This is a genomic window from Paenibacillus sp. FSL R7-0297, assembly GCF_038009025.1.
In the GTDB taxonomy this organism is placed as follows: Bacteria; Bacillota; Bacilli; order Paenibacillales; family Paenibacillaceae; genus Paenibacillus_AQ.
Window position 1 is genome coordinate 3963776 of sequence record NZ_JBBPAQ010000001.1, and the last position, 26408, is coordinate 3990183.

Annotated in this window: 22 protein-coding genes; 16 read left to right on the forward strand and 6 right to left on the reverse strand. The window is 51.5% G+C overall.

The annotated features are described in order from the left end of the window. Positions 1 to 75: 75 nt before the first annotated feature. From MKZ24_RS17375 to MKZ24_RS17390, 4 genes are all read left to right on the forward strand, one after another. Entirely contained in the window at positions 76 to 1506 is a 1431-nt protein-coding gene (locus MKZ24_RS17375; RefSeq protein ID WP_340784907.1) for a SpoIIE family protein phosphatase, read from the forward strand. A gap of 82 nt (positions 1507 to 1588) precedes the next feature. After that, the gene (locus tag MKZ24_RS17380) at positions 1589 to 1981 is read left to right on the forward strand and encodes an ATP-binding protein (RefSeq protein ID WP_340784909.1); all 393 of its coding nucleotides are present in this window, start codon (positions 1589 to 1591) and stop codon (positions 1979 to 1981) included. Positions 1982 to 2003: 22 nt separating this feature from the next. Beyond that, entirely contained in the window at positions 2004 to 4013 is a 2010-nt protein-coding gene (locus MKZ24_RS17385) for a methyl-accepting chemotaxis protein (protein WP_340784913.1), read from the forward strand. Next, positions 4006 to 4293 (forward strand): STAS domain-containing protein, encoded by a 288-nt coding sequence (locus MKZ24_RS17390; protein ID WP_339841658.1) that lies wholly within the window; start codon positions 4006 to 4008, stop codon positions 4291 to 4293. The genes MKZ24_RS17385 and MKZ24_RS17390 overlap by 8 nt, the downstream gene beginning before the upstream one ends. A gap of 102 nt (positions 4294 to 4395) precedes the next feature. On the opposite strand, the gene MKZ24_RS17395 is transcribed toward MKZ24_RS17390, so the two are convergent. From MKZ24_RS17395 to MKZ24_RS17405, 3 genes are all read right to left on the reverse strand, one after another. Next, entirely contained in the window at positions 4396 to 4800 is a 405-nt protein-coding gene (locus MKZ24_RS17395; RefSeq protein ID WP_039293958.1) for a CBS domain-containing protein, read from the reverse strand. A 213-nt stretch (positions 4801 to 5013) separates the two neighbouring features. Next, positions 5014 to 5439, reverse strand: coding sequence for a VOC family protein (locus MKZ24_RS17400; protein WP_042237459.1), 426 nt, complete (start codon positions 5437 to 5439; stop codon positions 5014 to 5016). 322 nt (positions 5440 to 5761) lie between these two features. After that, positions 5762 to 6667, reverse strand: coding sequence for a TIM barrel protein (locus MKZ24_RS17405; protein WP_340790185.1), 906 nt, complete (start codon positions 6665 to 6667; stop codon positions 5762 to 5764). Positions 6668 to 7154: 487 nt separating this feature from the next. Here MKZ24_RS17405 and MKZ24_RS17410 point away from each other — a divergent pair, with 487 nt between their 5' ends. The 8 genes from MKZ24_RS17410 (at position 7155) to MKZ24_RS17445 (ending at position 19138) form a co-directional block, all read left to right on the forward strand. Continuing rightward, positions 7155 to 8258 (forward strand): winged helix DNA-binding domain-containing protein, encoded by a 1104-nt coding sequence (locus tag MKZ24_RS17410; protein ID WP_340784921.1) that lies wholly within the window; start codon positions 7155 to 7157, stop codon positions 8256 to 8258. A gap of 52 nt (positions 8259 to 8310) precedes the next feature. Next, the gene (locus MKZ24_RS17415; protein WP_340784923.1) at positions 8311 to 8790 is read left to right on the forward strand and encodes a heme-degrading domain-containing protein; all 480 of its coding nucleotides are present in this window, start codon (positions 8311 to 8313) and stop codon (positions 8788 to 8790) included. A 90-nt stretch (positions 8791 to 8880) separates the two neighbouring features. Next, entirely contained in the window at positions 8881 to 9348 is a 468-nt protein-coding gene (locus MKZ24_RS17420) for a GNAT family N-acetyltransferase (protein ID WP_340784924.1), read from the forward strand. Positions 9349 to 9511: 163 nt separating this feature from the next. Next, a complete protein-coding gene (locus tag MKZ24_RS17425) occupies positions 9512 to 10678 on the forward strand; it encodes a small-conductance mechanosensitive channel (protein WP_340784925.1) in 1167 nt (388 codons plus the stop codon). Between the two features lie 13 nt (positions 10679 to 10691). After that, complete coding sequence (locus MKZ24_RS17430) at positions 10692 to 16115, forward strand: diguanylate cyclase (protein WP_340784927.1); 5424 nt, start codon at positions 10692 to 10694, stop codon at positions 16113 to 16115. Positions 16116 to 16211: 96 nt separating this feature from the next. Then, on the forward strand, positions 16212 to 17054 hold the full coding sequence (locus tag MKZ24_RS17435; protein ID WP_042237444.1) for a methyl-accepting chemotaxis protein: 843 nt from the start codon (positions 16212 to 16214) through the stop codon (positions 17052 to 17054). A 91-nt stretch (positions 17055 to 17145) separates the two neighbouring features. Continuing rightward, the gene (locus MKZ24_RS17440; RefSeq protein WP_340784930.1) at positions 17146 to 17400 is read left to right on the forward strand and encodes a hypothetical protein; all 255 of its coding nucleotides are present in this window, start codon (positions 17146 to 17148) and stop codon (positions 17398 to 17400) included. 145 nt (positions 17401 to 17545) lie between these two features. Further along, positions 17546 to 19138 carry an amino acid permease gene (locus MKZ24_RS17445; RefSeq protein ID WP_340784933.1) on the forward strand — a complete coding sequence of 531 codons (1593 nt, stop codon included), beginning with the start codon at positions 17546 to 17548 and terminating at the stop codon, positions 19136 to 19138. Positions 19139 to 19182: 44 nt separating this feature from the next. Here the strand turns inward: MKZ24_RS17445 and MKZ24_RS17450 are convergent, their stop codons facing one another. Continuing rightward, positions 19183 to 19779 (reverse strand): TetR/AcrR family transcriptional regulator, encoded by a 597-nt coding sequence (locus tag MKZ24_RS17450; RefSeq protein WP_042237442.1) that lies wholly within the window; start codon positions 19777 to 19779, stop codon positions 19183 to 19185. Positions 19780 to 19997: 218 nt separating this feature from the next. Here MKZ24_RS17450 and MKZ24_RS17455 point away from each other — a divergent pair, with 218 nt between their 5' ends. After that, positions 19998 to 21110: an NADH:flavin oxidoreductase gene (locus MKZ24_RS17455; RefSeq protein ID WP_340784935.1), complete on the forward strand. Its 1113-nt coding sequence runs from the start codon at positions 19998 to 20000 to the stop codon at positions 21108 to 21110. A gap of 91 nt (positions 21111 to 21201) precedes the next feature. Here MKZ24_RS17455 and MKZ24_RS17460 read toward each other — a convergent pair whose 3' ends face one another. Next, positions 21202 to 21903, reverse strand: coding sequence for a hypothetical protein (locus tag MKZ24_RS17460; RefSeq protein WP_340784937.1), 702 nt, complete (start codon positions 21901 to 21903; stop codon positions 21202 to 21204). Positions 21904 to 22060: 157 nt separating this feature from the next. On the opposite strand from MKZ24_RS17460, the gene MKZ24_RS17465 reads away from it, so the two are divergent. Then, positions 22061 to 22765 (forward strand): response regulator transcription factor, encoded by a 705-nt coding sequence (locus MKZ24_RS17465; protein ID WP_042237436.1) that lies wholly within the window; start codon positions 22061 to 22063, stop codon positions 22763 to 22765. Continuing rightward, positions 22762 to 24165 carry a sensor histidine kinase gene (locus tag MKZ24_RS17470; RefSeq protein ID WP_231637683.1) on the forward strand — a complete coding sequence of 468 codons (1404 nt, stop codon included), beginning with the start codon at positions 22762 to 22764 and terminating at the stop codon, positions 24163 to 24165. The genes MKZ24_RS17465 and MKZ24_RS17470 overlap by 4 nt, the downstream gene beginning before the upstream one ends. Positions 24166 to 24257: 92 nt before the next feature. On the opposite strand, the gene MKZ24_RS17475 is transcribed toward MKZ24_RS17470, so the two are convergent. Then, positions 24258 to 25295 carry an asparaginase gene (locus MKZ24_RS17475; RefSeq protein WP_042138440.1) on the reverse strand — a complete coding sequence of 346 codons (1038 nt, stop codon included), beginning with the start codon at positions 25293 to 25295 and terminating at the stop codon, positions 24258 to 24260. Between the two features lie 182 nt (positions 25296 to 25477). On the opposite strand from MKZ24_RS17475, the gene MKZ24_RS17480 reads away from it, so the two are divergent. Continuing rightward, on the forward strand, positions 25478 to 26401 hold the full coding sequence (locus MKZ24_RS17480; protein WP_340784944.1) for an MBL fold metallo-hydrolase: 924 nt from the start codon (positions 25478 to 25480) through the stop codon (positions 26399 to 26401). The last annotated feature ends 7 nt before the right edge of the window (positions 26402 to 26408 follow it).

The following is a 26408-nucleotide window of genomic DNA, read 5'->3' on the forward strand; positions in this document are numbered from 1 at the left end:
GAATTCACGTCTTATCCCAAATGTATGGAATATAATGGGGAGACCTAAAAGCTGAATAGAATAGAGGCTTGTGAAATGGCAACAGATAAACCGTGTAAGAACCTGCATCGCTCCCCCAGCCCGGCGCAGTGCATGGACCATTATGGCTGCATCTATGAGAACAATCATCTCATTACGTTACTGGTGGACCCGGAGAACGGCAGAATTGCTGATGCCAACCGGGCAGCATGCGAGTTCTATGGCTACAGCCTCCGGCAGTTCAGGCAGCTTCTGATCTGCGATCTGGCGGCTGACCCGAAATCAGGAGTTCAGGAATTTGTAGAGAAGGCACTGCCTGCGGGCGATGAGCAGAGTAACCGTATGTTCATTGACCGGCATGTTCTGGCCAGCGGGGAACCCATTGATGTGGAGGTTCACACCGGCATGATGAAGATGCTGGGCAAAAATTGTGTATACACCGTAATTCACGATATCAGCGAACGGGTCAGTTCCGAGCAGCGGCTTCGTGAAAGTGAAGAACGGTACAGAGATCTGGTCGAGCTGTGTCCCGAGGCCATTCTGGTCTACAGCGGTGGTATCATCCTGTTCGTCAATAAGCAGACAGAGCGGATGTTCGGCAACAAGAAGCAGGAACTGATCGGCAAAAGAATCGAGGATTTCTTCAATGAGGTGTACTTCCAGAGTGCAGAGCATAACAAGCTGAAGACAACGGGGCTGCTGAAAGAACGTTTCCGTATTGAGCAGCGGCTGATCCGGCGGCATGACAATCGCATCTTTGATCTCGAAATTTCCGGGGTGCCGGTCATTTATGAGGAAGATAAGGCTCTGCAGCTGGTGATCAGGGATATCACCGAGAGTAAAAGAGAACTGGAACGGGCCATACGGCTTCAGGAGCACCGGCATGCTGTATCCTTTCCGCTGGACAGCAAAGCGGTTCTGGAGAAGCTCTACATCCCGGCCCGAACCTTAAGCGGCGATTTCTTCCTCTTCCATAAGATCAATGAGGAGCAGGTCATTGGCATTATCGGTGATGTTACCGGAAAGGGGATTACTGCAGCGCTGAATATTTCGGCTCTGCGAGTGATGTTCATGGATAGTTTGTTGTCCACGCAGAATCCGGTACAGGTACTGAATGATCTGAATCTCAAGGCGCTGCAGTATTTAGGTGAAGATTATATCGCCGGCTGCTGCTTCCTGTTCGACTTCGGGACAGGACTGCTCAAGGCAGCCGGAGCCGGGATTAATGAGTTTCTTTATGTTCCCCGCGGCAGGGACTGCGAGAGAATAACCGTTAAGGGTGCACCGCTCGGCATGTTTGAGAGCAGTGAATTTGAAGAGAAGAGCATTCCGTTTGAATCCGGGGACCGGTTTTGCTTTTATAGCGACGGGATGGAGCTGCTGTTTAACAGTGATGAGCTGGGGCGGGATTACGGGTATCTGCTCGAGAGATTTGCCGGGGCAGCACTGCAGGATGACTGCACCTGGCTCGGCCTGAATATCCAGTGACAGACGGGGCGCTGCTTGCAGGGCTGATTCTCAGTGTGTACATACGCAGGACGATGATTTCAGATCTTATAAGGAGAGAGTCATGGGAGCTATTCAAAAGGAAGTGATGCTTCACGGTCTGGAGTGTCATCAGATGATTATTGACGGAATCATTCAAGAGCTTGACTTAGAAGCCTATGCGTTTGATATCCGCCTGATTCTGATCGAAGCGGTGACCAATGCCTATTACCACGGGAACCTCAGCGATTGCAGCAAACCGATTACCATCCGGTATCTGCTATTGGATCAGCTGCTTGAGCTGCAGATAGAGGATTCGGGGGCCGGGGACAGCGAATTGGTGTTCCCGGAGGCTATCGGGAGCGATGAGCTGCTGGAAGAAGGGGGAAGAGGGTTATACCTGATCCGCTGTTTCTCGGACAGTGCAGAGATGATACATAATACGATGTACATCAGCAAGAGTATCTGTCCCTTATAGAATTCAAAAGGGGAGAATTTCGGTGAAATTAAGTTTAAAAGTCAAAATGAGTATCCTGTTATTTCTGATTATCAGCGTGCCGCTGGGCATATCCGGGGCTGTATCCTATCAATTGGCTTCGGGAGCTTTGCAGAAGACGATTGAAGAGGAATTAAGGGGGACTACCAACTCTACTGCAAGAGCGGTGGAGGCTGAGCTTGAAGCGGTAGGCAATAATCTGGGAATCGCCAGCAAGAACAGCGTACTAGCTGAATATGCTGCGAATCCTTCTGCCGCATCACTAAAAAGCACAGCATTTAATTATGTTTCCGGTGTGCAAAAGGACAACGCAAAGCAGATGGAATCGCTGATCATCGCGGATACCAAGGGCAAGGTGCTGATTACCAGCAGCTCTGAATCGCCCGGGCTTGATGTGTCGGACCGTGCATACTTCCAGGAGGCGCTGCAAGGCAAAGACGCCGTCAGTGAAGTAATTCTGTCACGGGAGACTAATGAATACATCGTAGCGATCGCCAGACCGCTGCGGGTAAATGATCAGATTACAGGCGTGTTAATCGGTACCGCCTTGTTTGGGAATATCGCTTCCCCGGTAACCGAGGTGAAGATTGGAGAGAATGGATACGCATATATGATTGACCGTACCGGCCTTATTGTCTCGCATCCAGACCAGGGCAAAGTGCTCAAGGAGAATGTTGACGCCAACAGTAATGCTGATTTGAAGGAGCAGGTTCAGTTAATGAAGGCCGGAGAAACTGGAGACGGCTTCTACAGCTATGAAGGGGTACATAAATATGTTTCGTATCAGCCCTCAGGCAATTGGGTTGTAGCCACAACGGCAAGTGTACAGGAATATATGGCTCCGGCGGACGAAATCCGTAATACTACACTGGTCATTATCCTGAGCTTTATCGTCGTTGCCATGCTAGCCGCATACTTCTTTACCACACGTAATATTGTGAATCCGATCAAGAAGCTGGAGAGAGCCATGGGCTTGGCTGGTGACGGGGATCTGACCGTTCATACCTCTATCCGCTCCGGAGATGAGCTGCAGACGCTGAGTGAATCATTCAATACCATGATTGACAAGCAGGAGGCCATTATTGAGAAGGTAAGAGCAGGTTCAGTATCCTTAACCTCGATGTCAGAGGAAATGGCAGCTTCTTCAGAGGAGATCAGCGCATCGATTCAAGAAATCAGCTCCAGTACCCAGGAGATTGCTTCCGGAGCCGAGAACAACAATCAGTCGGTCATCAATGCTTCCCAGGTGCTTGTACAGCTATCCAGTCTGGTGCAGCTGGCGCAGAGTAAAGCGTCGGCTACCTCCGGTAATGCCGATAACACGAATCAGGCAGCGCAGGAAGGCAGAGCCAGAGTTATCAGTACAGTACAGGCGATGGATACGATCCACAGCAGCACCAAGGAGACGGAAGAGCTATTGCTGACGGTTAGCGGGCTGTCAGAGAAGGTATCCACAATGATCGGAACGATTAATAAGATCGCCCAGCAGACCAATCTGTTGGCCCTGAATGCTGCCATCGAAGCAGCGCGTGCCGGTGAGCATGGCCTCGGTTTCAGTGTAGTGGCCGGTGAAGTACGGAAGCTGTCGGATGAGACGCATACCCAGGCTGGCGAAATTACAGGTCTGGTTAGTGAGATGGTCTCGCGGATTACCCAGGCTGTAGATTCCATGAGAGGCGCAGCAGAGGCGGTAGAGAGCGGCGTAAGCATTGTAAATGAGACGGACCGCACGTTCGTGCATATCATTCAGTCTGTTGAGAGGATTACGGAGAATGTGCAGGAGATTCTGGATATTACCAGAGATGAAGTAGCAACCTCTGATCAGATTATTAAGCTGATTGATTCTATGGGTACGATATCAGAGCTTGCGGCAGCGAATACAGAGAATGTATCCAGTGCAACGGAAGAGCAGGCGGCAACGGTTAATAATTTCGCGGCCTCCGCTCAAGAGATTAGTGCTATGGCTAATGAACTGGAGATTCTTGTTGAGAAATTTATAATCAGGGGTGAGTAGCTTGAGCGAGATTATGATTGAGATGCCAGAGCTGTTCTCGGTTGAGGAAGCCGGACATTTCAGAGAAGAAGTACGGAATTATATTCTTGGCGGCCATTCAAGCTTCATGCTTGATTTCGGGACCTGCCGTTTCATTGACAGCACCGGACTTGGCGTGATTGTCAGCTCCTACAAGAAATGTGTAGAGACAGGCGGCACTATTAGGCTGACGGGGATGAATGAGAATGTCCGGAAGATTTTTGAGCTGACCCGGCTGACTCGTGTGTTTGAGATTATTTAGTTTTGCTGACTTGAACAAAGGCAGGACCGTCCTTCAGTGGACAGTCCTGCCTTTGCCTTTGCTGCGGATGAATAACTTATCACTTAATGCGGCGTTATGATGTTAATCGGTAATATTCCGGGTGTAGTACTCGATGATATCCTTGCGGCGGATGATGCCGAGGAAGATTCCGCTGCCGTCCACCACAGGGACGAAATTCTGGTCTGCGGCCAGCGTCAGCATATCCTCCATCTGTGCGTGAATCTCTACGCTCTCGTTATGCACATGACGCTGAATGGTGCCTACAGTCACTCCGGTCATATTCTCAAAACTAAGACCCTCGGTGTTCTTCAGTTTCCATAGCAGATCGCCCTCCGACAAGGTCCCAACATATTTGCCTTCTTCGTCAATAATCGGAATGGCAGAGTAATAATGATTCTCCAGCTGCTCCAGCGCTTCCCGCATTGAGATCGAGGAAGTGATAAACGCCACCTGATCTTTGGGCAGCAAAAAAGAGGATATTTCCATAGGTTAGTCTCCTTTACAGTAGGATGTGTACATAAACGTTAGTTCAATTAAAACACATAACATGATGTAAGCGCATTAACAATTGGGTTACAACTTCGTAAAGGAGAGGGCAAAGAGGAAATAATAAAAGGATATGCCGCCCTCCCAAGGGGAAGATTCAACATATCCTTACCGGTTTAATTGAACAAAAAAGATATGTTAATACTGTAATTGTTAGCCGTTCTGGCCGTTATCGTGGCTAAGCTGCCAGTAGATGCCGAATTTATCCTTCAGGCTGCCATAGCATTTGCTCCAGAACGTCTCCTGCAGCTCCATGCTGACCGTGCCGCCTTCCTTGAGCTTATGGAACCAGTCTTTGATCTTATCTTCATCCGTATCCATCAGTGTCAGGTTAATATTATTGCCTTCCACAAAAGGCATTCCGGGAAATACATCCGAGAACATTACTGTGCTGCCAGCAATTCTCAGATTGGCATGCATCACCAGGTGCTTGGCTTCTTCCGGCAGAGGGTGGGAAGGATCAGGAGGAGCTTCGCCAAAAGTCATTATATGCGGAGGTTCGGTCCTGAATACTTCAGCATAATATTCCACAGCTTCCCGGGTATTTCCGTTGAAATTCAAGTAGATATCAATTGCCACATGCGTCACTCCTTAAGTATTAAATTAAGCAGGCACGGTTCTGTCATATTGTATCATGTGCCTGTCTATTTACAAATATACTTGGCAGACTCTAAGATAGGGAAACAAGTGGAGACAAGAATTACAGGAGGATTATGCTGTGAAAATATATGGCTGTGATCTCAGCGCCATAGATTCTATGATGGCCTGCATACCGCTCGCGTATTGTATTTATAAATACGATCTGGAGAAGCACTGGCCTGTCCGGCCGCCATTTGTTACGGAAGGGGAATGGGCGGTAGGGAGCGGGAGGGGCTTGCAGTCAGACTCATTTAAATCATTATCAAACTCCGGATAGAATCCCATCCACCCATGCATAACAACGCTCCAGCTGTTCGGTTGTGATGAGATCTGAGCGGTGCTCGAACATGATTTTCACCCCGCTGTTCTCCTCACGGATGATGCGGAGATAGTCTTCAATGGGTGCCCAGCCGTCTGCGGGACTCAGTTCCGGCAGTGCCGGGTAATGGCTGTGCCGGACAGTGTCCTTGACCTGAACACTCGACAGATGGATTAGTGCTGCGTATTTGGTGTATCTCCTCAGGAGTGCCCGGGCATCGAAATGGGGGTCAAGCTTATCCTGCAGGTACAGCCGGGCTGTGTCCAGACACAGCTTAATATCGGGATATTTAACTAACAGCTGTTCCAGAAAAGCCTGATTATAGACATAGCTGTTCAGTCCGTCGAATTCCAGAATAGGCTGGAAATGATACTCACGCCCTGTCCGGCTCAGCCAGTCGAAGAGATACTCACTGCGCTGGATCAGTTCATCCAGAGAGGTTTCACTCTCATAGATGTACTCCCGGCGGTCACCGAACCGCCACTGCTGCCAGTCCACGCGGTCATCCAGAATGACCGGCTTCGGATAATGAAACAATACATATCCGGGACGGAGGTTGACCATATAATCCAGCTCTTCCTGGATGTGCCGGAACGCTTCGGCACGCTCATACTCATCCGACGAGAGGAACAAGGCGTCCCGCAGCCGTGTAGGATCGGCGCGCAGCGGGAAATGGACACCGGTGTGAAACTGGTGTTGCTGCGCTTCCGCGATCAGATTCCGGCAATCCTCCTCTGCCTTGAAGGAGCAGGCCTCGATTCCATAGAAGCCGGTTTTGAAATCCTTGTGGAATTTGCTGTAATCGAATCCTCCGTATTGACCAATCATAAATTGCTGCAAATGATTCACCCCCGTATGTCTTCGTGATTTGTACTCCTTCACCCAGTGAATATCCGGACTTCCGGGCAGCTGCTGGGGCCGCAGGATATCCTTGCTTCAATGACTCTCTGTGGCAGAGATCAGGAGGTTATTTATGGAATCCTGCACATAATCCAACATTTTCCTCATCCTATCGGCCGAAATCCAAAAGTGTTGTATAAATGCAGGATTTTACCGTCTCCAAGCGGCTTAGCAGGATTATTCTTGTATTTCATACAACAATCTTCCCGAACACCCGGCTATCAGTGATTCAAAGTTGTAAAACGTACAACATTGTTGTCTACAGTGAGGTTTATTTAGAATGTATAATTCGCCATAATACAGTTTTTACCTGCAAAAGAGTTATACTTGCGGATGCAAATTGCCGGCCGCTCTACCAGCAGCTTACTTATTGGAGATGGACAGCGGATAGGCAGTTACCTATACTGGAGGAAAGTGCCAGGGACAGCAGAGGAGAATGATTGTGACCAACAAGCGTATTGCCGATCAGCGGCTGATTCATCAGCGGATTCAGCAGCCTCCATCCCTTCAGCCCGGAGAAGTGGTGCGTGCGTTCGGTGCGATGCAGGCTCAGGATTATATGCATGCCGTCTGGGCTATAGGGCTGCGAACACCATCAGCAGGATTATTAGAAGTGGAGCAGGCTATCGCGGACAGGAAGCTGCTGCTGACCTGGACGCTCCGCGGGACGCTTCACTTCGTGCCGCCGGAGAATGCAAAGTGGATGCTTCAGCTCTGTGCCCCGCGTATTCTGCGTCAGGCGGCTGCCAGGCTGACCCAGCTTGAACTTGACGACAAGCTCCTGGAGCGCTGCCGGAAGATCATCTATAATGCACTGAAGGGCGGGCGCCAGCTCCCGCGTCCCGAACTGCTGAAGCTGTTGGAGGATCAGGGCATCAGCATCTCCGGCCAGCGCGGCTATCATATTCTATGGCATAGTGCGTATAACGGACTGATCTGCTTTGGTCCGCGTAGCGGCAAGCAGCAGACATTCGTCCTGCTGGATGAATGGGTGGAATACTCGCGTGAGCTTTCTTTTGAGGAGTCATTGAATGAACTGGCCTCGCTGTATTTCACGGCCCATGGGCCTGCAACTGTGCAGGACTTTGCCTGGTGGGCAGGGCTGACGTTAACGGATGCAAGAGCAGGTCTTGAGGCAGTGCGGAGCAGGCTGCAACGAGAAGTGATTGACGGCAGTGAATACTGGAGGCCTGATCCTGCGGCAGTAACGGCAGCAGAGCCTGCAGGTGTTCATCTGCTGGCCGGGTTTGATGAATATATTCTCGGCTATAAAGACCGGAGTGCCGTGCTGGAGCCGGAGTCATTCCCGCTGATCGTGCCGGGCAATAACGGCATCTTCCTGGCGACGGTGGTAGCTGACGGGCGGGTAGCCGGAACCTGGAAGCGGACGATTAAGAAAAAAGGCGCCGAGCTGTTCATAACGCCTTTTGCACCCTTGGATCAAAAGGGGATTGAAGGAGTGCGCCAGGCCGCTGAGCGCTATGCACTGTTCCTGGGTCTGCCCTTAACCAAACTTGAATATCTTAAAAGACCCGATTAACTGCAGCAGATCCATCTACTACAACTATAACCGGACTAAGGAAGTGTTGATTATGGAAGACTACACCCCAATATTGGAGCAGATACTTAAGCAGGAACAGGAGCTGCAGTTCAGCGCGTTCAGCAATCAGACAGCGATCCAGGTGGGCAGCGAAATTCTGGCCAGAGCACAGATCATGGACAAGCAGATTACGGTGGATATCCGGAAGAATGGAACCGTGCTGTTTCACGCCAAAATGAATGAGAACGGCCCCGGTAATGATCGCTGGATCGCCCGTAAAATCAATGTTGTGAACCATTTCGGACATTGCTCTTATTATATGAATGTATTGTATAAATCATGGAATACCACAATTCAGGATAATGCTTTTGTAGATCCGATGGAATATGCCGCCGAAGGCGGGTGCTTCCCGCTTCTGATCCGGGGTGCAGGAGCGGTCGGAACCATATCCGTGTCCGGACTTTCCGGTGAAGAGGATCATGAGATGATCGTTGCCGTGCTGGAGCAGATCATTAAGCCGCAAGCCAATTAACCCGCACAACAATTTTGAATTATCACTTAGTTCATGGCCGAAATGGTGTGAGGGTTGAAGCAACCAGTCAGAATAAAGGAGACTTGCCGTATGACAGCTATAGCAATCAGACAGTTGATGCCCGGTGAGGAGAAGCTGATCACCCCATTAATCCGCGAGGCATTTGATTTACATATTTCCGTTAACTATTCGGCGCAGGGCGTTATAGAATTCTATAAGTATATTGAACTTGCCGCGATCCGTAAGCGCATGCAGCAGGATCACGAGATATTCATCACCACCTCCGATCAGGGAGTTACAGGAATTATAGAACTGCGCAACAACAATCACATCTCGCTGCTGTTCGTGAAGAATGTGTACAAAGGAACCGGAATCGGCCGAATCCTGCTGCAGCATGCGGTTGACAAGATGAAGGCAGACTTGGTGCGGCAAATTACCGTGAATTCATCCCCGAATTCCATTGGTTTCTATGCTTCCCAAGGCTTTGTGCCGGTTGGTGAAGAGGAAGAAGCGCGCGGGATACGTTCGCTAAGCATGAAGCTCGATCTGGAGGGGTAATTGTTTAGAAACCTCACACGGGATGCTCCATACGTCATGGAAATGGACGTTGGGGCATTTTTTTGTGTGCCCTCAGCAGGAATAATCTGGAGGGTTATCGAATAGTAGCGAATATCAACAAAATTCGACTTTTCAACTACATACATAAGCGGGGTATTGAACAATGAAAACTTGGAAAAAAACACCATTTCTGATCGTTACTTTTGGATTGATCTTCTTGCTTCCGTTATTCGGGAGTCTGGCGAAATGGCACGGATTGCCCCCTGGCTACGGCGACTTTCCTGCCCAAAAGGTAGAAGCTGACCCCGGGTTTAGCCTGCTGTATTTCTCCCTGGCCTGTGTTGTAGCGCTGATCATTACGCTGGTTTTTGTATTCCCCCGGCTGTTTGGCTTCAAGAAAACCCAGGAGACACCCCCGCAGAAGGGAGCCGCTACACCTTTTCCTGTCTGGTTCTGGTGGAGTCTGCCTGTTCTCGCCGTCAGCTGGTTTCTGATGTGGGCACGGCTTAAGCTGCATGTTTCCTTGGAGTACTACACATTTGTTCCGCTATGGTGGTCATTCATCCTGATTCTGGACGGTCTGGTGTATAAAAGAAATAATGGGGCCTCGATTATCTCGCGCAAGCCCAAGGTAATGCAACTGCTGGCTGTAGTCTCCTGCTTCAGCTGGTTTGCCTTCGAATATCTCAATTTCTTCGTACTTGAGAACTGGTATTATCCCAATAATGAAGTGTTCTCCAATTTCGGCAATGTGTTCTGGTTCTCCTTATCCTATACGACTGTTCTTCCGGCCATCTTCGAATGGTATCTACTCCTGAAGACCTTCCGCTTTTTCCGTACCCGGTATAATAACGGCCCTAAACTGAAGGTATCCGGAGTATTCCTGATCATTTATTATGCCCTCGGGCTGATCCTGGCATTTGGGATGGGTTATTATCCATATCTGCTGTTCTGGGTGCTGTGGGTCGCGCTTGTTCCCATGTTGTCTGCAGCGATGGCGCTTGCCGGCTACTGGACGCCTTTTACACCAATTAAGAACGGGGACTGGTCTAAGGTCATGCTGATTGGTCTGGCTACCGTATTCAACGGCTTCTTCTGGGAGTTCTGGAACTTTGGCAGTGAGTGGTTCCATGACAATGCCCCTACCAATCCGAATTATTGGAAATATTCCGTGCCTTATCTGGACAAGTTTCATATTTTCTCTGAGATGCCGCTTCTCGGATACTTCGGTTATTTATTCTTTGGGCTGAATTGCTGGATTATTTGGCTGATTGCAGCGTATGTGTTTAAATTCGATGCCGATATCGAAGTCACGGGAGAACAGAGCTAAAGGTGGAGTAGGAATGATTGTTAACGACAACTATCAGATACTGGAAACCATTTCAGATAATAATATAAAAGCGGTTTACAGATGCAGCGAAGCTACAACCGGAGCAACAGTCATTCTAAAAGTATTAAAATCGGAATTTACCGGAACCGAAGCAGTCATGCGCTTCAAGCAGGAATATAAGCTGCTTACAGAGCTTAGCCACACCGTACAGGGGATCATCCGGCCTCTTAAGCTGGAAGAACAGAACGGCTTGTATATCATGGTGCTGGAGGATATCCACGGGCGTTCGCTCAAGAAGATTCTGGCGGAGGAGAAGTACGGGCAGGAGGAACTGCTGAAGCTCGCGGTCAAGGTTGTGGATATTCTGGCTTCCATTCATGAGCAGAATGTGATCCATAAGGATATCAAGCCGTCCAATATTATCTGGAACCGGGAACAGGATATTGTGCAGGTGATTGATTTCGATCTTGCGGTGAAGCTGCCCAAAGAGAAACGGGAATTCCAGAACAGCGGGGTGCTTGAAGGCAGCCTGCTGTACATCTCTCCTGAACAGACGGGACGGATGAACCGCAATATTGATTACCGGAGCGATTATTATTCACTGGGCGTCGTACTCTATGAGATGATGACCGGCATTAAGCTCTTTAATTCACAGGAAATGCTTGAGCAGATCTATTCCATTATTGCCAAAGAGGCAATTCCTCCCTATAAGGCAAGCGGGGGCCTTGTATCGAGCGGCTTGTCGGCTATTATTATGAAGCTTATGGAGAAGTCCTCGGAAGACCGGTACCGCAGCGCTCACGGAATCAAGGCGGATTTGAAGAAATGTCTGGCCGGGCATGAGGATTTCGTGATAGGTACGGAGGACCTCTTGAATACCTTTCGCATTCCGCAAAAAATTGTAGGCAGGCAGCAGGAGCTGTCCGGCCTGAAGGATGCTTTCCGCAGCAGCCTCAAAACGAGCTCGCAGCTGATGCTGGTCTCCGGTGATGCTGGTGTCGGCAAAACGGCACTGGTCCATGAGCTCCACCAGACCATCAGCCAGGAGAAAGGGCTGTTCGCGGAAGGGAAATTCGACCAGTATAACAAGAACATTCCGTACAGCGCGCTGATCCAGGCCTTCCGGAGATTGATCAGCCAGCTGCTTGAGAGCCCGGATGAGGATTACAAAAGTTATATCGGCCGTTCGCTGAACAAGGCGCTGGGCGGAAACGGCAGCGTGATTACCGGGTTAATCCCTGAGCTTGCCGCCTGGATCGGCGTTCAGCCAGAGGTTGAACCGCTGAATCCTGCCGAGGAGACGAACCGCTTCTTCCTGACCTTTGCCAAGTTTGTGGAGGGGATCACCCATAATGACAAACCGCTCGTCCTGTTCCTGGACGATGTCCAGTGGGCGGATTACTCCAGCCTGCAGCTGGTGGAGAAGCTGGTGCTGGATAACCATCTGCAGAGGCTGTTTGTAATCTGTTCCTACAGGCAGAATGAAATTCACGAAGGGCATCCCCTGTTTGCCTCCATCGCCAGAATTGAGAAGAGCCGTGAGGTTACACGCATCCACTTGAAGCCTCTGAATGAGGAGGATGTGCAAAGTCTTATTGCTGACACGTTGTATAGCAGCAAGGATAGGGTGCAGAAGCTTACCGGACTGATCTTCAAGCGGTCCAAAGGCAATTCCTTTTTCCTGACGGAAATTCTGAAGGATCTACATAAACGCGGATTTTTTGTTTTTGATAAGTTGAGCGGGGAATGGACCTGGGACCTGGAGCGGATTGAGGCGCTGCCGGTCAATGATAATGTCGTTGATTTCCTGGTGGGTCAGCTGCAGAATTTGCCGGGAGATGTCCGCAATATCTTAATGTTAAGCTCGGCCGTCGGCAATATATTCGATTATGGCATGCTTACGCTGATCGGTGAAGAACCGCCGGAGGTGATTGCAGCTGCTATCAGCCGGGCCGTACAGGAGGAGTATATTCTACCTGCGGACCACCGCTATGCCATATTCTCCGGGACGCTGAGTGAAGCAGGGGCGGCACCGCTGCAGACGGAAATCTGGCTGAAATTTGCCCATGACCGGATTCAGCAGGCCTTCTACCAGATGCTTGACGCTGAACGGGGGAAAAGGCTGCATCTTAGCATCGGGCGTCTTCTGCTGAAGAATTATGGCAACGGGGATGCCGAGGACAAGATTATAGATATTGCTACACACATGAATAAAGGCCTCGAATTTATCAGCGAGCGCTCTGAAATTGAGGATGTGATCGCTCTTAATCTGCGTGCAGCGCAGAAAGCCAAGGCAGGTTACGGTTATGATTCGGCATTCATCCTGCTGGAGGCGGCAATTACGCTGCTGCCAGAGAATTCTTGGCTGGCGGACAGGAAGCAGACTGCGGAGATCTACAGATTGTATGCGGAATGCGGCTATCTCACCCACCATGTAGAACAGGCCGATCAGGCCTGCACCCTTTTGCAGAAACATACTACGGACAGAATCGCACTCGCGGAAATTTACGAAATGCAGGCCAATCATTATATGTATCTGGGTATGATGCCGGAATCGATCGCTGCAGGCAGACAAGGGTTGCAAGCGCTGGGAATCCGGATCCCCGCCAAGGTGGGAATGGCCTCCGTACTGAAGGAGCTGCTGGTGATCAAGGCTGCGCTGCGGGGAAGAACGCCGGAAGGGATTTTTAAATCCCCGGAAATGAAAGATCCGGAGATGAAGCTGGTCATGCGGCTGCTGATTAATTTTATCCCGCCCTCTTTTATTTCAGGGGAGAGTTCGCTGTTTGGGCTGGTGGTCCTCAAAAAGGTCGGCCTGACCCTGAAATACGGCAACTCCCCCGAGTCGGCGCTTGCTTTTATCGGATACGCCATGTTATTGTCCGGCTTCGGAGATACCAGAGGGGCCTTTGAATTCGGGCGGCTCGGGATCAGGATTAACGACAGGTTCAATGATTTGCAGTGGAAAGGTGCGGCACATGTATTGTATACGCTGTTTAGCCATTCCTGGACCGAGCCCTGGGATACGCTGCAGGACTGGTTCGGCACCTCGATTGAAGCCAGCTTGCGGACAGGGGATCTGCTCTATCTCGCCCATTCCGCATTCTATGTGAATCTCTGGAACCCGTCGATGGACATCGCGACGACACTTCAGGAGAGTACCCGTACGATCTCTATGATTGAGAATACGAAATATAAGGAATCGCTTGCCACAGCGCAGCTGGCCCGCCAGTATTTCCGCAGTCTTGCAGGCGAACTGCCGGACCCGACTTCCTTCGACAGTAAGTCATTTAGTGAAGAGGCCTATTTGAGCCAGTTGGAAGAAGCGCGGTATTATTCGGGAATTGCGATCTATTATATCTATAAAATGAAGCTGTTGTTCACTTATGAGAAGCATCACGAAGCACTGGAGTATATCGATAAGGCCTACCCGATCATCGGAACGCTGGCCGGATCTGCTTTTATGGAAGAATTCGCCCTGTATACTTTCCTGAATCTGGCTTATGCCTATAAGGATTTAAGTGTGAACGGCAAACGTAAGGCCAAATCCAGAATGCGTAAAGAGTATGGGCGGGTCCGCAAATGGGCCAGGAATGCGCCGGGAACCTTCCGCCAGCATGAATATCTGATGAAGGCCGAATGGGCCAGAATCAGTGGGAACGATAATCAGGCAAGCCGCTATTATGATTTGGCGATTGAGACCAGTGAGCAAGGAAGCTTTGTACGGTATAAGGCGCTGAGCAATGAGCTGGCAGCCCGGTTCTATCATCATAAGGAGTTCAATGAGTTCGCCGCTTATTTACTCAGGCAATCCGTATACTATTATTCGGTCTGGGGCGCCAAAGAGAAGATCAGGTTCATTAACGAGCGTTACTCTTCCATAGTCAAAAAAATTAACACGAAGGAATTCCTCCACGGCCGGACGGTTACGGACTACACCGAGAGCATTGATCTGAATTCAATGATCCTCGCTTCCCAGGCAATCTCCAAGGAGATTGAGCTGAACAATCTGCTGGAAGCGCTCATGGAGATTGTCATCAAGAATGCCGGCGCCCAGCGGGGCTGTATTCTGATGAACTCCCAGGCGAATCTTCTGGTGGAGGGTGAATATAAAGCCGATACTGACAGAATTTCGGTCGCTATTCATGAGTCATCACAGCTGGATAATTTGCCGGTCTCGATTATCAGGCAGGTGGAAGAGAGCCGGGAGAGCCTGATTTACAATGATGCTTTTTCAGAGACAATGTTTGTGAACGATCCTTATATTGTGAAGCATCAGCCGAAATCGATGGTATGTATGCCGCTGATCAACCAGAATAAGACGATTGCGATTATCTATCTGGAGAACAACCTGGTTACCGGGGTGTTCACCAAGGAACGGATGAAGATCATTAATCTGTTATCCAGAGAAATGGTATTCTCCCTGGAGAATGCAAGCCTCTACACCGAGCTGGAGCGGTCGGAAGAGAAATACCGTGAACTGGTGAACAATCTGCAGGACGGGGTATTCATTACCCAGGACAAGCGGTGTAAATATGTCAACGAGGCCCTGGCGCAGATGCTGGGGTATGAGATGGACGAGATGCTGGATCAGCCTTTCGAGAACTTCCTCAGCCCCTCCGAGAAGGAGAAGGTTATGCACTATTACTCCAGAAGAGTTGAAGGCAAGCAGGTGCCTGATGAATATGAGACCCGGCTTGTTCACAAGGACAAGACCCGTGAAGTCATTGTGATCCACAAGGTCATCCGGATCATGTATATGGACAAACCGGCGATTCAGGGGACCGTGAAGGATATTACCGAGCGCAAGAAGGCGGAGGAGGAGCTGCGGCGGCATAAAGAGCATCTGGAGGAGCTCGTGGCGGACCGGACCAAGGAATTGGAGTTTAACAACGAGGAATTGAACAAATATATCGGACTGATTGAGCAAATCTCGATTACCGACGAGCTGACCGGGCTGTATAACCGCAGATACTTCAATAAGCTGTTCCTGGACGAGGTAGAGAAGGCAGCTGTAGACAAACGGCATTTGACCTACCTGATGCTCGACATAGACTATTTCAAAAAATACAATGATACCTACGGCCATTATGAGGGAGATACCGTATTGCGGAGAGTCGGCCAGCTGCTGAAAGAGCTGGCTGAACGGGCGGACGGTGTTGCGTTCCGCCTGGGCGGAGAAGAGTTCGGCATTGTGGTGGCCGGGTTCACCCCTCAGCAGTCGCGGGAATATGCCGAAGCGATCAGAAGAAGCATCGCGGAGCTGCGGATTCAGCATGAGCTTAGCCCGGAATACGGAAGAATTACCGTGTCCATCGGCGTTGCGGCCGTTCTTGTCGACGGACTCCGCGAGGAGGATATCTATAAGCTGGGGGATGATGCGCTCTATCAATCCAAAGCGGAAGGCCGCAACTGCGTCACGCTCTTCGAGAAATAAGGAAGAATGAGCAAGTCCACAGTGGTATTATAACTGGTCGATTTGCTGTATGGATTTGAGTGCGGAAAATATGAATTGCAGGAGCTGCTAAAGACCATGAATAACGAATATGAAACCGATATAGAGAAATTGCTGGAGGCACTGAAAATAACGCTGCCCCTTGTGCAGCGCTTATTCCCTATTGATGTAATGTTTGCATTAACGGATACGGAAAAGTTCATTTACAATTTGCCTGGGACAGAATTGGATGTCCGGATCCAAGAGGGGACCCCGGTTCCGCCAAACGGGGGAATCCGGACTGCACTCGACACGGGAGAAGAAGTCAGTGCCAATATCCCAAAGGAGATCTACGGGTTACCCTTTAAGTCATCGTCTATGCCGATCCGTGACCGGAACGGAGGGGTTGCAGGCGTATTTACAATCGGAATCAGCCTCAGTAATCAGGAAACGCTTAGCGATGCGGCGAATGCTCTGGCAGTGACCTCTGATGAAATCAGCTCGACTTCCGAGGAGATTGCGGGAACAGCCTCTGATCTTGCGAATACGGTAAGTGACCTGAAGGAGCTGGGCCAGAGGGTGGTGGTGGATCTGCAGCAGACAGACGAGATTCTGGATTTCATCCGCAAGGTAGCGGATAACTCCAATCTCCTGGGGCTTAATGCTGCGATTGAAGCGGCTCATGCTGCGGAGCATGGACGGGGCTTCGGCATCGTCGCTCAGGAGATCCGCAAAATGTCAGTATCAAGCGCTTCATCCGCCAAGGATATCGCCAGCATTCTGCAGATGATCAAGAAGAACATCACCCAGATGGATGCAATACTGATGGATTGTCTGGCCCAAAGTGAACGTCAGGCTGCAGCAACAGAGGAAATCACCGCCTCAATGCAGCAGATGGCAGCTTCGGCCGTGGAGATAGAGAAGATCGCGCGGCTGATCTAGGCAGCATCTGTGTCAAATGGTTCCTCCCGGGCATAAAGTAACTGGACGAAGGCCCAGTTGTGGCTTACACGATCCGTTCACCCAGAAGCTGATGACCTATCATCTGAAGCCCGGACAGGTTATCCAGCGGGCCTATTGCATTAATGAAAAGGATTATGCCAAGGCAGTTGCACCGCTCAAAGAATCGGTTCTTCTTGGACCGCCTCCGGGCTGCGCCGTCGCCGGTGCCGCAGAGAACGCCTTCCATGCGAACGGTCAAGTGATGCCTTATTCCGGTGTACCTCCATACACAGCCCAGCAGCCGGCAGCCGCATTTTATCCTTATCCGGTGTATCCGCGCCGCTAACCGCCAATTGCATACCCGGGGATTTCAAGGGATAGCGGAATTCACTTCCGCCAGACCGGGAAATCCCTTTTTTGCATGAATTTTTGGCTAAATTCCCCGGAATGTGCAGATACTTCTGTTATCTCAAACCGGGAGGCAGAACGATATGAAGAGAGGAAAACAAGGTAATCAGACGGTCCCAGTCAAGCAGGGGAAGGCCGGGAAGTCTGAGAAACCGGGCAAGAAAGGATTATCCGTATGGCAGCTGACAATGCTGGCGCTGGGTACAGTGGTGGGCGGTTCATTTTTCCTGGGTTCCTCCGTTGCGATCCGGGCGGCAGGCCCGTCTGTACTGCTGGCATACGTTATCGGAGGGGTCCTGGTCTATCTCATCCTGTCCGCCCTGTCGGAAATGACAGTGGCGAATCCGGTACCCGGCTCGTTCCGCACTTATACCGAGCAGGCGTTTGGAAGGGGAGCGGGTTTTACAGTCGGCTGGGTATACTGGACAGGCCTTGTGCTTGCGATGTCGAGTGAAGCAACAGCAGTATCCATCCTGCTGCGGGCCTGGTTCCCTGCTCTGCCGCTGGCGCTGGCCGGTACGGGAATCATTGTTCTGGTAACGCTGCTGAACCTGCTTGGCGCTGAACGGCTGGGCAAGCTGGAAAGCGGACTTGCAGCCTTCAAGCTGCTGGCCATAGTTGCTTTTATCGTCATAGCGGTGGCTATTGTAGCAGGAATTGGAACGAAGGGCACAGGAGCTGCAGGTATGAATGTTGTGCGCGGCCAGAGCTTTTTCCCCGGGGGAATTGCAGGTATCGCGGGCAGTATGCTCATGGTGATGTTTACATACGCGGGATTTGAAGTGCTGGGCCTTGCCGCATCGGATACGGGGAATCCCGGAGTTACCATTCCGAAGGCTATCCGGCGGACAATCCTGCTCCTGGTCAGCCTCTATCTGGCTGCGATGACCGCGCTGTTCCTGCTGCTGCCTCCGGCTCAGGTCTCCGAACAGATCAGTCCGTTTGTGTCTGCCCTTGGCCTGTATGGACTCGGCTGGACCGGGACTGTAATGAATATCGTCCTTGTGTCCGCTATTCTGTCTACGATGCTAGCCTCCGTATTCGGCCTGGGCCGGATGCTCCGCTCATTGGCGGAGGAGGGACATACTCCGGCCTGGATGAGGGACCGTTCGGATGTTCCGTACCGCGGTATCCTCATCTCCGGCGGCGCGATGCTGGCCGGGCTCGGGCTCGGCATGCTGTTGCCGCAGGGCGTCTACTTGTTTCTGGTCAGCTCCGGCGGCTTCGCGCTGCTGTTCTCTTACTTCATCATCATGGCCAGCCACTACCGGCTGCGCCGGCGCAACGGAGGACCCTTCATGGGCCAGCGCGGGTTGCGCGGCTATCCGTACAGCTCATGGATTGCAATGGGAGGTCTGCTGGCCATTCTCGCCAGCATGCCGCTCATTCCCGGACAAGGCGGAGGTCTGGCAGCGGGAATCATGTTTGTTCTGCTGTTCTCGGGCATTTACGCGGCGGGGGTGCTGCGTAAAGGGAGAGTATCCGGCGGACTGCGGCAGCCTGCCCTGCAGGTGAAGATGCCTGGAGCCAGAGCACAGATGGAGGCAGCGGAGGAGCTGACGGACGGGAAGGGACGGTCAGAAGAGCGTCAGAACCACCCTGCGCAGAGCGGTAAGCGTTATAGTCAGGGACAGAAAAAGTCTGGAGCTAAACAGAAGAAGCGGAAGCGGAAATAACGCTGTTAATAATCATCAGAAGCGTTTGTGCGAATTAGCGTCTCTTATTCTCTGACATCGGCAGTTAACAAGGAGACTCCATTATTGATCAATGGTACTAATCTGCCGGCAAGAGCAGCAGGGGGCTCATGCCGGCCCTCCTTATTCCAGCGGAAGGTAACCCCATAGATTGACCAGCTTAGCAGGGTTGCAGCCGTTTGTAGTGTAGGAGTATCCATAGTGCTGTTAGCTTCGCCCAGCAGCCTTTGCAGCAATTGCTCCAGCCGCATCTTAATATTCTCTTCAATAATCAGCGCCAGCGAATCATATTTCTTCAGGCAGTGATGACTTGATTCATGATAATCGCAAAGAGCAGCAACCAGCTTCTGGAGCGTTTCCTCCGTCAGGGTTGCCTTGTCATCTATTTTGCGGAGAACCAGCTCCGAGAAGGCATCCGACAAAAAGGATTCAAGCAGCGCATATTTATCAGGAAAATGAGCATAGAAGGTAGCGCGGTTAATGGTGGCTTTTTTCGTGATATCCTGTATCGTAATCGCACCAAAATCCATTTTATTTAATTGCTCGGCGAATGAGTCCAGAATTAACTGGCGTGTCCGGATGACACGCGGGTCGTTCGGGTTCGGTGATAATATACTTGGCATCCTCTATCCATGCTCCCTTCGGTAACTTATGCTTTTTCTATTATAAACATCTGCGGCTGCGCCAACCAAGGTATCCTTGGATAACCAACAATACATTTGTCATTTCGCTTAAGCAACAGAAGGCGCGGATTGTTGGTTGAATGGGGCAGGTGGCCTTGCTAATATTGCATTCGTACCCCTTAACTGCGGGTGCCAAAATAATATTGGAGGTGCGGTTCATGAGTCATCCGCAGAACAACAATCATTCCATTCAAGCCTTGTTTCAGCCTTATACGATCCATCAACTGACCTTGCCGACACGAATCGTAATGTCGCCGATGGCCCGTGCTTTCTCGCCTGAGGGTGTGCCGGGACCGGATGTAGCCGCTTATTACTGCCGCCGTGCCGAGAATGGTGTCGGTCTTGTGATAACCGAAGGAGCTCTAATAGACCATCCTTCAGCAACTAGTGAGCCCAGATTGCCTAAGCTTTATGGGGAAGCAGCATTGAACGGCTGGGCGGAAGTGGTCAGACAGGTGCATGAAGCAGGCGGCAAAATTTTCCCGCAAATCGTGCATATGGGCATGATCCGGCCGAATGGCTCCCAGCCTAATCCGGAAGCCTTGTCCATCGGTCCATCCGGACTGGATCTGGAGGGGAACAAGGCAGGAGAACCGATGACTACGGAAGAAATTGCGGATGTGATTCAAGCTTACGCGGCTGCAGCGCTTCATGCCAAAGAAGCCGGGTTCGATGGTATAGAGCTTCACGGAGCCCATGGCTTTCTGATTGACCAGTTTTTGTGGGTGAAGACCAATCAGCGGACAGACCGGTACGGCGGCGATCTGGTGAAGCGCGCCCAGTTTGCTACTCAGATAGTCGAAGCTGTACGTGCTGCGGTAGGTCCGGATTATCCGGTAGCCATGCGTCTGTCCCAGTGGAAAATGGGCGATTACACTGCCAGGCTTGCGGACACACCGGATCAGTTGAAGGAACTGCTGAATGTTCTGGTGAACGCCGGAGTAGATATCTTCCACTGCTCAGTACGCCATTTCTGGGAGCCCGAATTTGCCGGTTCCGATCTTAGCTTTGCCGGCTGGGTGAAGAAGCTGACAGGCAAGACGACCATTACGGTCGGGTCGGTTGGCATGGACAGTGATCCCGCCGAAGGGGAAGGACGGGCACATCCGGGACTGGAGGGACTTGTGGAGCGGCTGAACGACAACGAATTTGATCTGGTGGCCGTGGGACGGGCGCTGCTCGGAGATCCCGCCTGGGCGGTCAAAATCCGTGACGGACGGGTGAGTGAGCTTCAGGCGTTTACCCCTGAATCGGTAGCGGCGCTCTCCTGACAATTGATTGTCTAAACGAAAAGCAGGCCAAAGGTACCCGCCCTTGGCCTGCTTTTTGCATATCCTGTTCTATAGACGCGTTATTCCGTGCTTACTTCACTTCTTCAAGCTTTTTGGTAAGCTCTTTGTACTGTTCCAGCAGCCCGTCCAGCGCTTGCTTGACCGCTGCGGCATCTTTGGATTCAACGGCTTCAGCCAGTGCAGCCTGCGCCTTGAAGAATCCGTTATCTTCTGTCATCGGGAGCAGAGCCGGGACTGCAGCGGCTGTTATGGAGCCAGAGCTTGTGAGTCCGGCGGACGGGACGCTGTCAGGTGTTGCAAACACAGCGAATTCTGCAGTGGATGAAGCCGCTGTTCCTGTTGCGAAGGCACTGACGGTCCCGTCTGTTATGACAAGCTGAAGATCGGTTGACGGCGCTGAACCGGCAAGGGAAGGTTCGGCTGTTGTCAAGGCTACAGGTGTGGCCAGTTGCACGGCTGGAGCGGTAAATTCTCCTTGTGTATCGAGGTTAAGCACCCTAACATTTAGGCGGATGGCCTTACTGTATCTGCTGAGCGTATCGGTCCAGTCCTGAAGCGTCTCCGGCGCATAGCTTTCAGCAAGACCCAGCAAGTCGGGGAAACGGGAGGCAATCATGATACTGCCTTGCACAGGTGCGGAGGCAGCGCTTAAGGTAACTGCGGGAGCCTGTGTCTGTTGCGGCGTGCGGTCTGCATCGGCAAACACCGGGGTTGCGATGGAGGACAGCAGCAGGGTGGAGAGGGCCATTCTTCTCAAGATTAAACGGTTCATGAACTAACACTCCTTATGGGTGAGGTTTGTCTTACAGCTCCCAATATAGCGTTCTACTGTGGCAGGAAATTGGTGGATTTGTGGAAAAACAATGGCAGGGCCCTACCGCCTCCGGCAGCTTGTTATAATGGAGCAGACAAAACTGTGGAGGGTTACGATGAACAATCAGACGGTCATTGCTGTTGTGGACGATGATGAGAATATACGCAATCTGGTCGAGGCTTATTTACATAAGGAGAATTTCCGCACCATTGGTCTGGGAAGTGCCGAAGAAGCCTGGGCCCTGTGGACAAGCGATCCTCCCGGCATGTGGGTGCTCGATATCATGCTTCCGGGGATGGACGGGTATGAACTATGCAGACGCATCCGTGATGAAGCAGAGGTGCCGATCATTATGATCTCAGCCAAAGATGATGAAGTCGATAAAATACTGGGTCTTGAGCTGGGCAGCGACGATTATCTGGTCAAGCCGTTCAGTCCCCGTGAGCTGGTGGCCCGGATCAAACGGCAGCTGGCAAGGTGGGAACGCCTCCAACAGCCTCTGCCCGCAGCTGCGCTGCAGCCCCCTTCAGGCATAGAGCTGGGCGGCCTGCTGCTGCTTCCGGAAGAAAGGAGGTCCTTCTGGCACGGATCAGAGGTGGAGCTGACGAGTAAGGAGTTCCTGATGCTGAAGGTATTTGCCGGACATCCGAACCGGGCGTTTACGCGGGAAGAGCTGCTGGGTTATGTCTGGGGTGATGATTATTTCGGCAGTGACCGCGCAGTGGACCATCTGATCAAACGCATCCGCAAAAAAATAGACGGCTTACCGCTGGAATCGGTCTGGGGACACGGTTACCGGATGAGAGAAGGGCTGGAATGATGAATATACGGATGAAGCTAAACGGGCAGATGAAGAAGTTGAAGCTGGTGCATCAGATCAATTTTGCCTTTGGACTGTCTATGGTGCTTGTCTTGTCTATCACAGGCGTGATGATTCATTTTGTACTGATGGACCATTTCATCGGTAAGGAACAGGAGGGATTGCGGACGCTAGGCGCTACACTGACCGCCAGCATGCAGCAGCAGCCCGCCGCAGCAATAAGTGCAGTCCCAATTGAAGAAAATGAGTTGTTTCCGGTTCAATACGCTACGCTTTCCAGCGGAGTACAGGCGATTGTGACGGATCAGCAGGGGAAGGTGGTCTCTGGCACCATCCCTGCATCCGGGCAGACGGGGGCAGTTACCGGTATTGCTGCAGCGGAGCCGGACAGCCTACAGAGCTTATGGGACGGTAATGACCAGCGTTATCTTGTGCAGGTAAATGCGCTTCCCCAAGGTAAACTGACCTTGCTGACGCCTGTCAGCAGAATCAAAGCTATCGAACAGGCACTGCTTAAACGGTTGATTCTCGTCTTCGCCGCCGGTGCAGCCGTGATGTTCCTGTTCAGCCTGTTTATCACGAAGAAGCTGATTGATCCGCTGATGAACCTGCGTGAGGAACTCAAAAAAGTGAAAAACCGCCGGTTTGCCGAGGTGAATCTGGTCCGGGCGGGTGGGGAGATCGGTTCTGTAGCCCAGACTGTATACGAAATGGCCGGAGAATTGCACAGGTTCAACCGGGTACAGAAGCAATTCTTCCAGAATGCCTCGCATGAGCTCAAATCACCGCTGATGTCGATATCCGGTTATGCGGAGGGCATCAGGGACGGGATTTTTGAAGGTGAGGATGTCCGTAGAGGGCTGGATATTATCCTGGGCGAGAGCGGACGGCTGCGGGACCTGGTGAGCGAAATGACGCTACTGGCCAAGCTGGACAGTGAGGAGGATATATTCCGGGCGGTAGAATGCGATCTGGAAGAGCTGCTCTCAGAGGCGGTAGAACGGGTCAATCCGCAGCTGGCTGCAAGAAAGCTAACTCTCAAGACTGAAATCTCCGGAGACAGCGGGCTGATGCTGAGGGCTGACCGCGATAAGCTGCTGCAGGCACTGCTGAACGTATTATCCAATGCTGCACGTTATGCAGACAGGAAGATTGATATCCATGGTTATGTAAGCAAGGGGCTGATTACATTAACGGTTTCAGATGACGGCCCCGGCATTCCGCAGGAGCTGCTGCCCAGCCTGTTTCACAGGTTCGTCAAAGGGAAAAATGGTGATTCCGGGCTGGGACTGGCCATCTCGCGCGCCATCGTGGAGCGCTGCGGCGGTAAGATTACCGCCCGGAACTGCCCGGAAGGCGGTGCCGTCCTAACCTTCGAATTTCCTTCCGCAGCGGGCTGACAGGGATTATCTCAAAAGCAGTCAAAAAAGGGGGTGCCCCGGAAGCCATTATAAGGCTTGCGGGACACCCCCTTAAAGTGATTCCTAATGTTTTAATATTCGTTGAACATTGCGGCAATTTCGTCGTAGCCGGTTGTTTGTGTCAGCGCCAGGGAGAGCAGAATTCGTGCTTTTTGCGGCACCAGACTGTTGCAGGGAATGGAATTGGCGGACAGGTCAATATAGGAGTCCTTGAGCGTGATTCCGCTTGAGATCCGCGAGCAGCGGACCACAGGGATGTTATTGTTCTTAAGCTCGCCGACTTTATCAATCCACGGCTTGCTGTAGATGCCTCCACCTGCACCGGCAATCACAATGCCCTTGGAGATTGTGGCGAGATAATCCAGGATGCCGGGATCGGCGTCGACATGGAAGTAGGCTACGGATACTTCCGGCAATCCGGTCATGGCCGATACATCGAATTGTGAAGCAGTCGTATGTCTTTTGAGCGTCCGGGTATAGAAGAAGGCATGACTGTCGCGCATATAGCCCAGGCAGCCGAAATCACGCTCATCGAAGGCATTGGCCTTGAAGGTATTCACCTTCTGAACATCCCGCCCGCTGTAGATCCCTTCAGCGAAGACAACCATCACGCCTTGTCCGGACGCATCCGGATTCGCTGCCAGTGCAACGGACTGATACAGATTGAGCGGTCCGTCGGCACTGATTGCGGTAGCCGGACGCATGGAGCCGGTAATGATCACAGGTTTGTCAGTCTTGATCACCAGGTTCAAGAAATAGGAAGTCTCATCCAGGGTGTCGGTGCCGTGGGTAATTACGAAGCCGTGCACATCCTCCCGGAGAGCGAGTGTATTGATGTACGCAGCCAGTGTAAGCCAGTGTTCACTGGTGATATCTGCACTGCACAGATTGCTGACCTGTACGCCTGCACAATTGGCAAGCCGTTCCAGGTGGGGCACACTATCCAGCAGATCCTGCACGGGCAGGGCACCGGGTTCGTAGTTCAAGGTTTTATGCGCTTCGCCGCTGCCGGCAATGGTGCCGCCGGTGGCCAGAATAACTACATTTTTGAGACTGGGATTATAGAATGGGGAAGCTGTGAAGTTCACTTCAGGTGCTGGAATAATCATAGATCGTTTCCTTTCAGATCGAATCAGAATGAAGGTTATAGAATGACATTGAATGTATTATAACATACGATTTCCGGGGATATTGATCTGTTTTTACTCCTAATTTTCCCTGCAAATAATTAGTCAATAAGTACATGCCAGATTAAGGTATAATAAGTAAAAATATAAATGGGAGGATATGTATGTTCAAGATAGAGGAAGTAGCCCATGGAGTGTGGGCGGCAATTGTAACTCCGGGCCGGGGAGCGGTAGGCAATGCCTCCATTATAGATCTTGGGGATACCACAGTTGTGGTCGATACCTTCAGCCTGCCCGGGGCAGCGAAGCTCTTGCGGGAGACGGCTGAGCAGCTGACAGGGAACCCGGTCCAATACATAGTGAATACCCATTATCACGGGGATCATCATTACGGGAATCAGGAATTTGCGGATAGTCTTATCATTTCCACAGAGCTTACCCGTGAAGTGCTGACAACGACGGGTCCACCTGAGCTAGGGGAATGGCAGGAAGGGCTGCAGAAACAGATTGCAGCGCTCCAGGAGGCTCATAGTACTGCTGCGGACACCCGCGTGCAGGCGGCGCTGGGATATGAAATCGAGGAGAAGCAGGCCTTGCTGGAGGCGACACCTGCGATCCGCAGAGTAACTGCTGCTGTGACATTCAAGGATACGCTTGATATTCACGGGTCAGAGCGGTCCATACAGTTGTTCACCTATGGGGGCGGGCATACCTGCAGCGATGCCATGGTATATATTGCTGACGTGAAGGTGCTGATCGCCGGGGATCTGGTGCTAAGCCAATCTCATCCGGCCATGCTGCATGGTTTCCCTGAAGCGTGGACCGGTATTGTGGAGCGGATTGGCCTGGAGATGGATTTCACCCGGCTGATCCCTGGTCATGGAGGGGTTGCCGGACGTGAGAGCATCGCAGAAATGTTAAGTTATCTCCAAGAGATTCAGACGTATGCCGCAGCAGCTGTCCGGAGCGGGGAAAGCGCGGAGGTATGGATCGCCAAGGGAATCCCGGCACCGTTTGATACATGGGAGGGTTCCCATATCTTTGATTGGAATTTCCGCTGGCTGTACAATACATATAATCAATCCTGAGAAAAGA

Coding starts and splice junctions, on each gene's coding strand:
- MKZ24_RS17375 (WP_340784907.1), top strand. CDS start 76: ATGGCAACAGATAAACCGTGTAAGAACCTGCATCGCTCCCCCAGCCCG.
- MKZ24_RS17380 (WP_340784909.1), top strand. CDS start 1,589: ATGGGAGCTATTCAAAAGGAAGTGATGCTTCACGGTCTGGAGTGTCAT.
- MKZ24_RS17395 (WP_039293958.1), bottom strand. CDS start 4,800: ATGGAAATATCCTCTTTTTTGCTGCCCAAAGATCAGGTGGCGTTTATC.
- MKZ24_RS17410 (WP_340784921.1), top strand. CDS start 7,155: ATGATTGTGACCAACAAGCGTATTGCCGATCAGCGGCTGATTCATCAG.
- MKZ24_RS17415 (WP_340784923.1), top strand. CDS start 8,311: ATGGAAGACTACACCCCAATATTGGAGCAGATACTTAAGCAGGAACAG.
- MKZ24_RS17420 (WP_340784924.1), top strand. CDS start 8,881: ATGACAGCTATAGCAATCAGACAGTTGATGCCCGGTGAGGAGAAGCTG.
- MKZ24_RS17425 (WP_340784925.1), top strand. CDS start 9,512: ATGAAAACTTGGAAAAAAACACCATTTCTGATCGTTACTTTTGGATTG.
- MKZ24_RS17430 (WP_340784927.1), top strand. CDS start 10,692: ATGATTGTTAACGACAACTATCAGATACTGGAAACCATTTCAGATAAT.
- MKZ24_RS17435 (WP_042237444.1), top strand. CDS start 16,212: ATGAATAACGAATATGAAACCGATATAGAGAAATTGCTGGAGGCACTG.
- MKZ24_RS17440 (WP_340784930.1), top strand. CDS start 17,146: ATGACCTATCATCTGAAGCCCGGACAGGTTATCCAGCGGGCCTATTGC.
- MKZ24_RS17445 (WP_340784933.1), top strand. CDS start 17,546: ATGAAGAGAGGAAAACAAGGTAATCAGACGGTCCCAGTCAAGCAGGGG.
- MKZ24_RS17450 (WP_042237442.1), bottom strand. CDS start 19,779: ATGCCAAGTATATTATCACCGAACCCGAACGACCCGCGTGTCATCCGG.
- MKZ24_RS17455 (WP_340784935.1), top strand. CDS start 19,998: ATGAGTCATCCGCAGAACAACAATCATTCCATTCAAGCCTTGTTTCAG.
- MKZ24_RS17460 (WP_340784937.1), bottom strand. CDS start 21,903: ATGAACCGTTTAATCTTGAGAAGAATGGCCCTCTCCACCCTGCTGCTG.
- MKZ24_RS17465 (WP_042237436.1), top strand. CDS start 22,061: ATGAACAATCAGACGGTCATTGCTGTTGTGGACGATGATGAGAATATA.
- MKZ24_RS17470 (WP_231637683.1), top strand. CDS start 22,762: ATGATGAATATACGGATGAAGCTAAACGGGCAGATGAAGAAGTTGAAG.
- MKZ24_RS17475 (WP_042138440.1), bottom strand. CDS start 25,295: ATGATTATTCCAGCACCTGAAGTGAACTTCACAGCTTCCCCATTCTAT.
- MKZ24_RS17480 (WP_340784944.1), top strand. CDS start 25,478: ATGTTCAAGATAGAGGAAGTAGCCCATGGAGTGTGGGCGGCAATTGTA.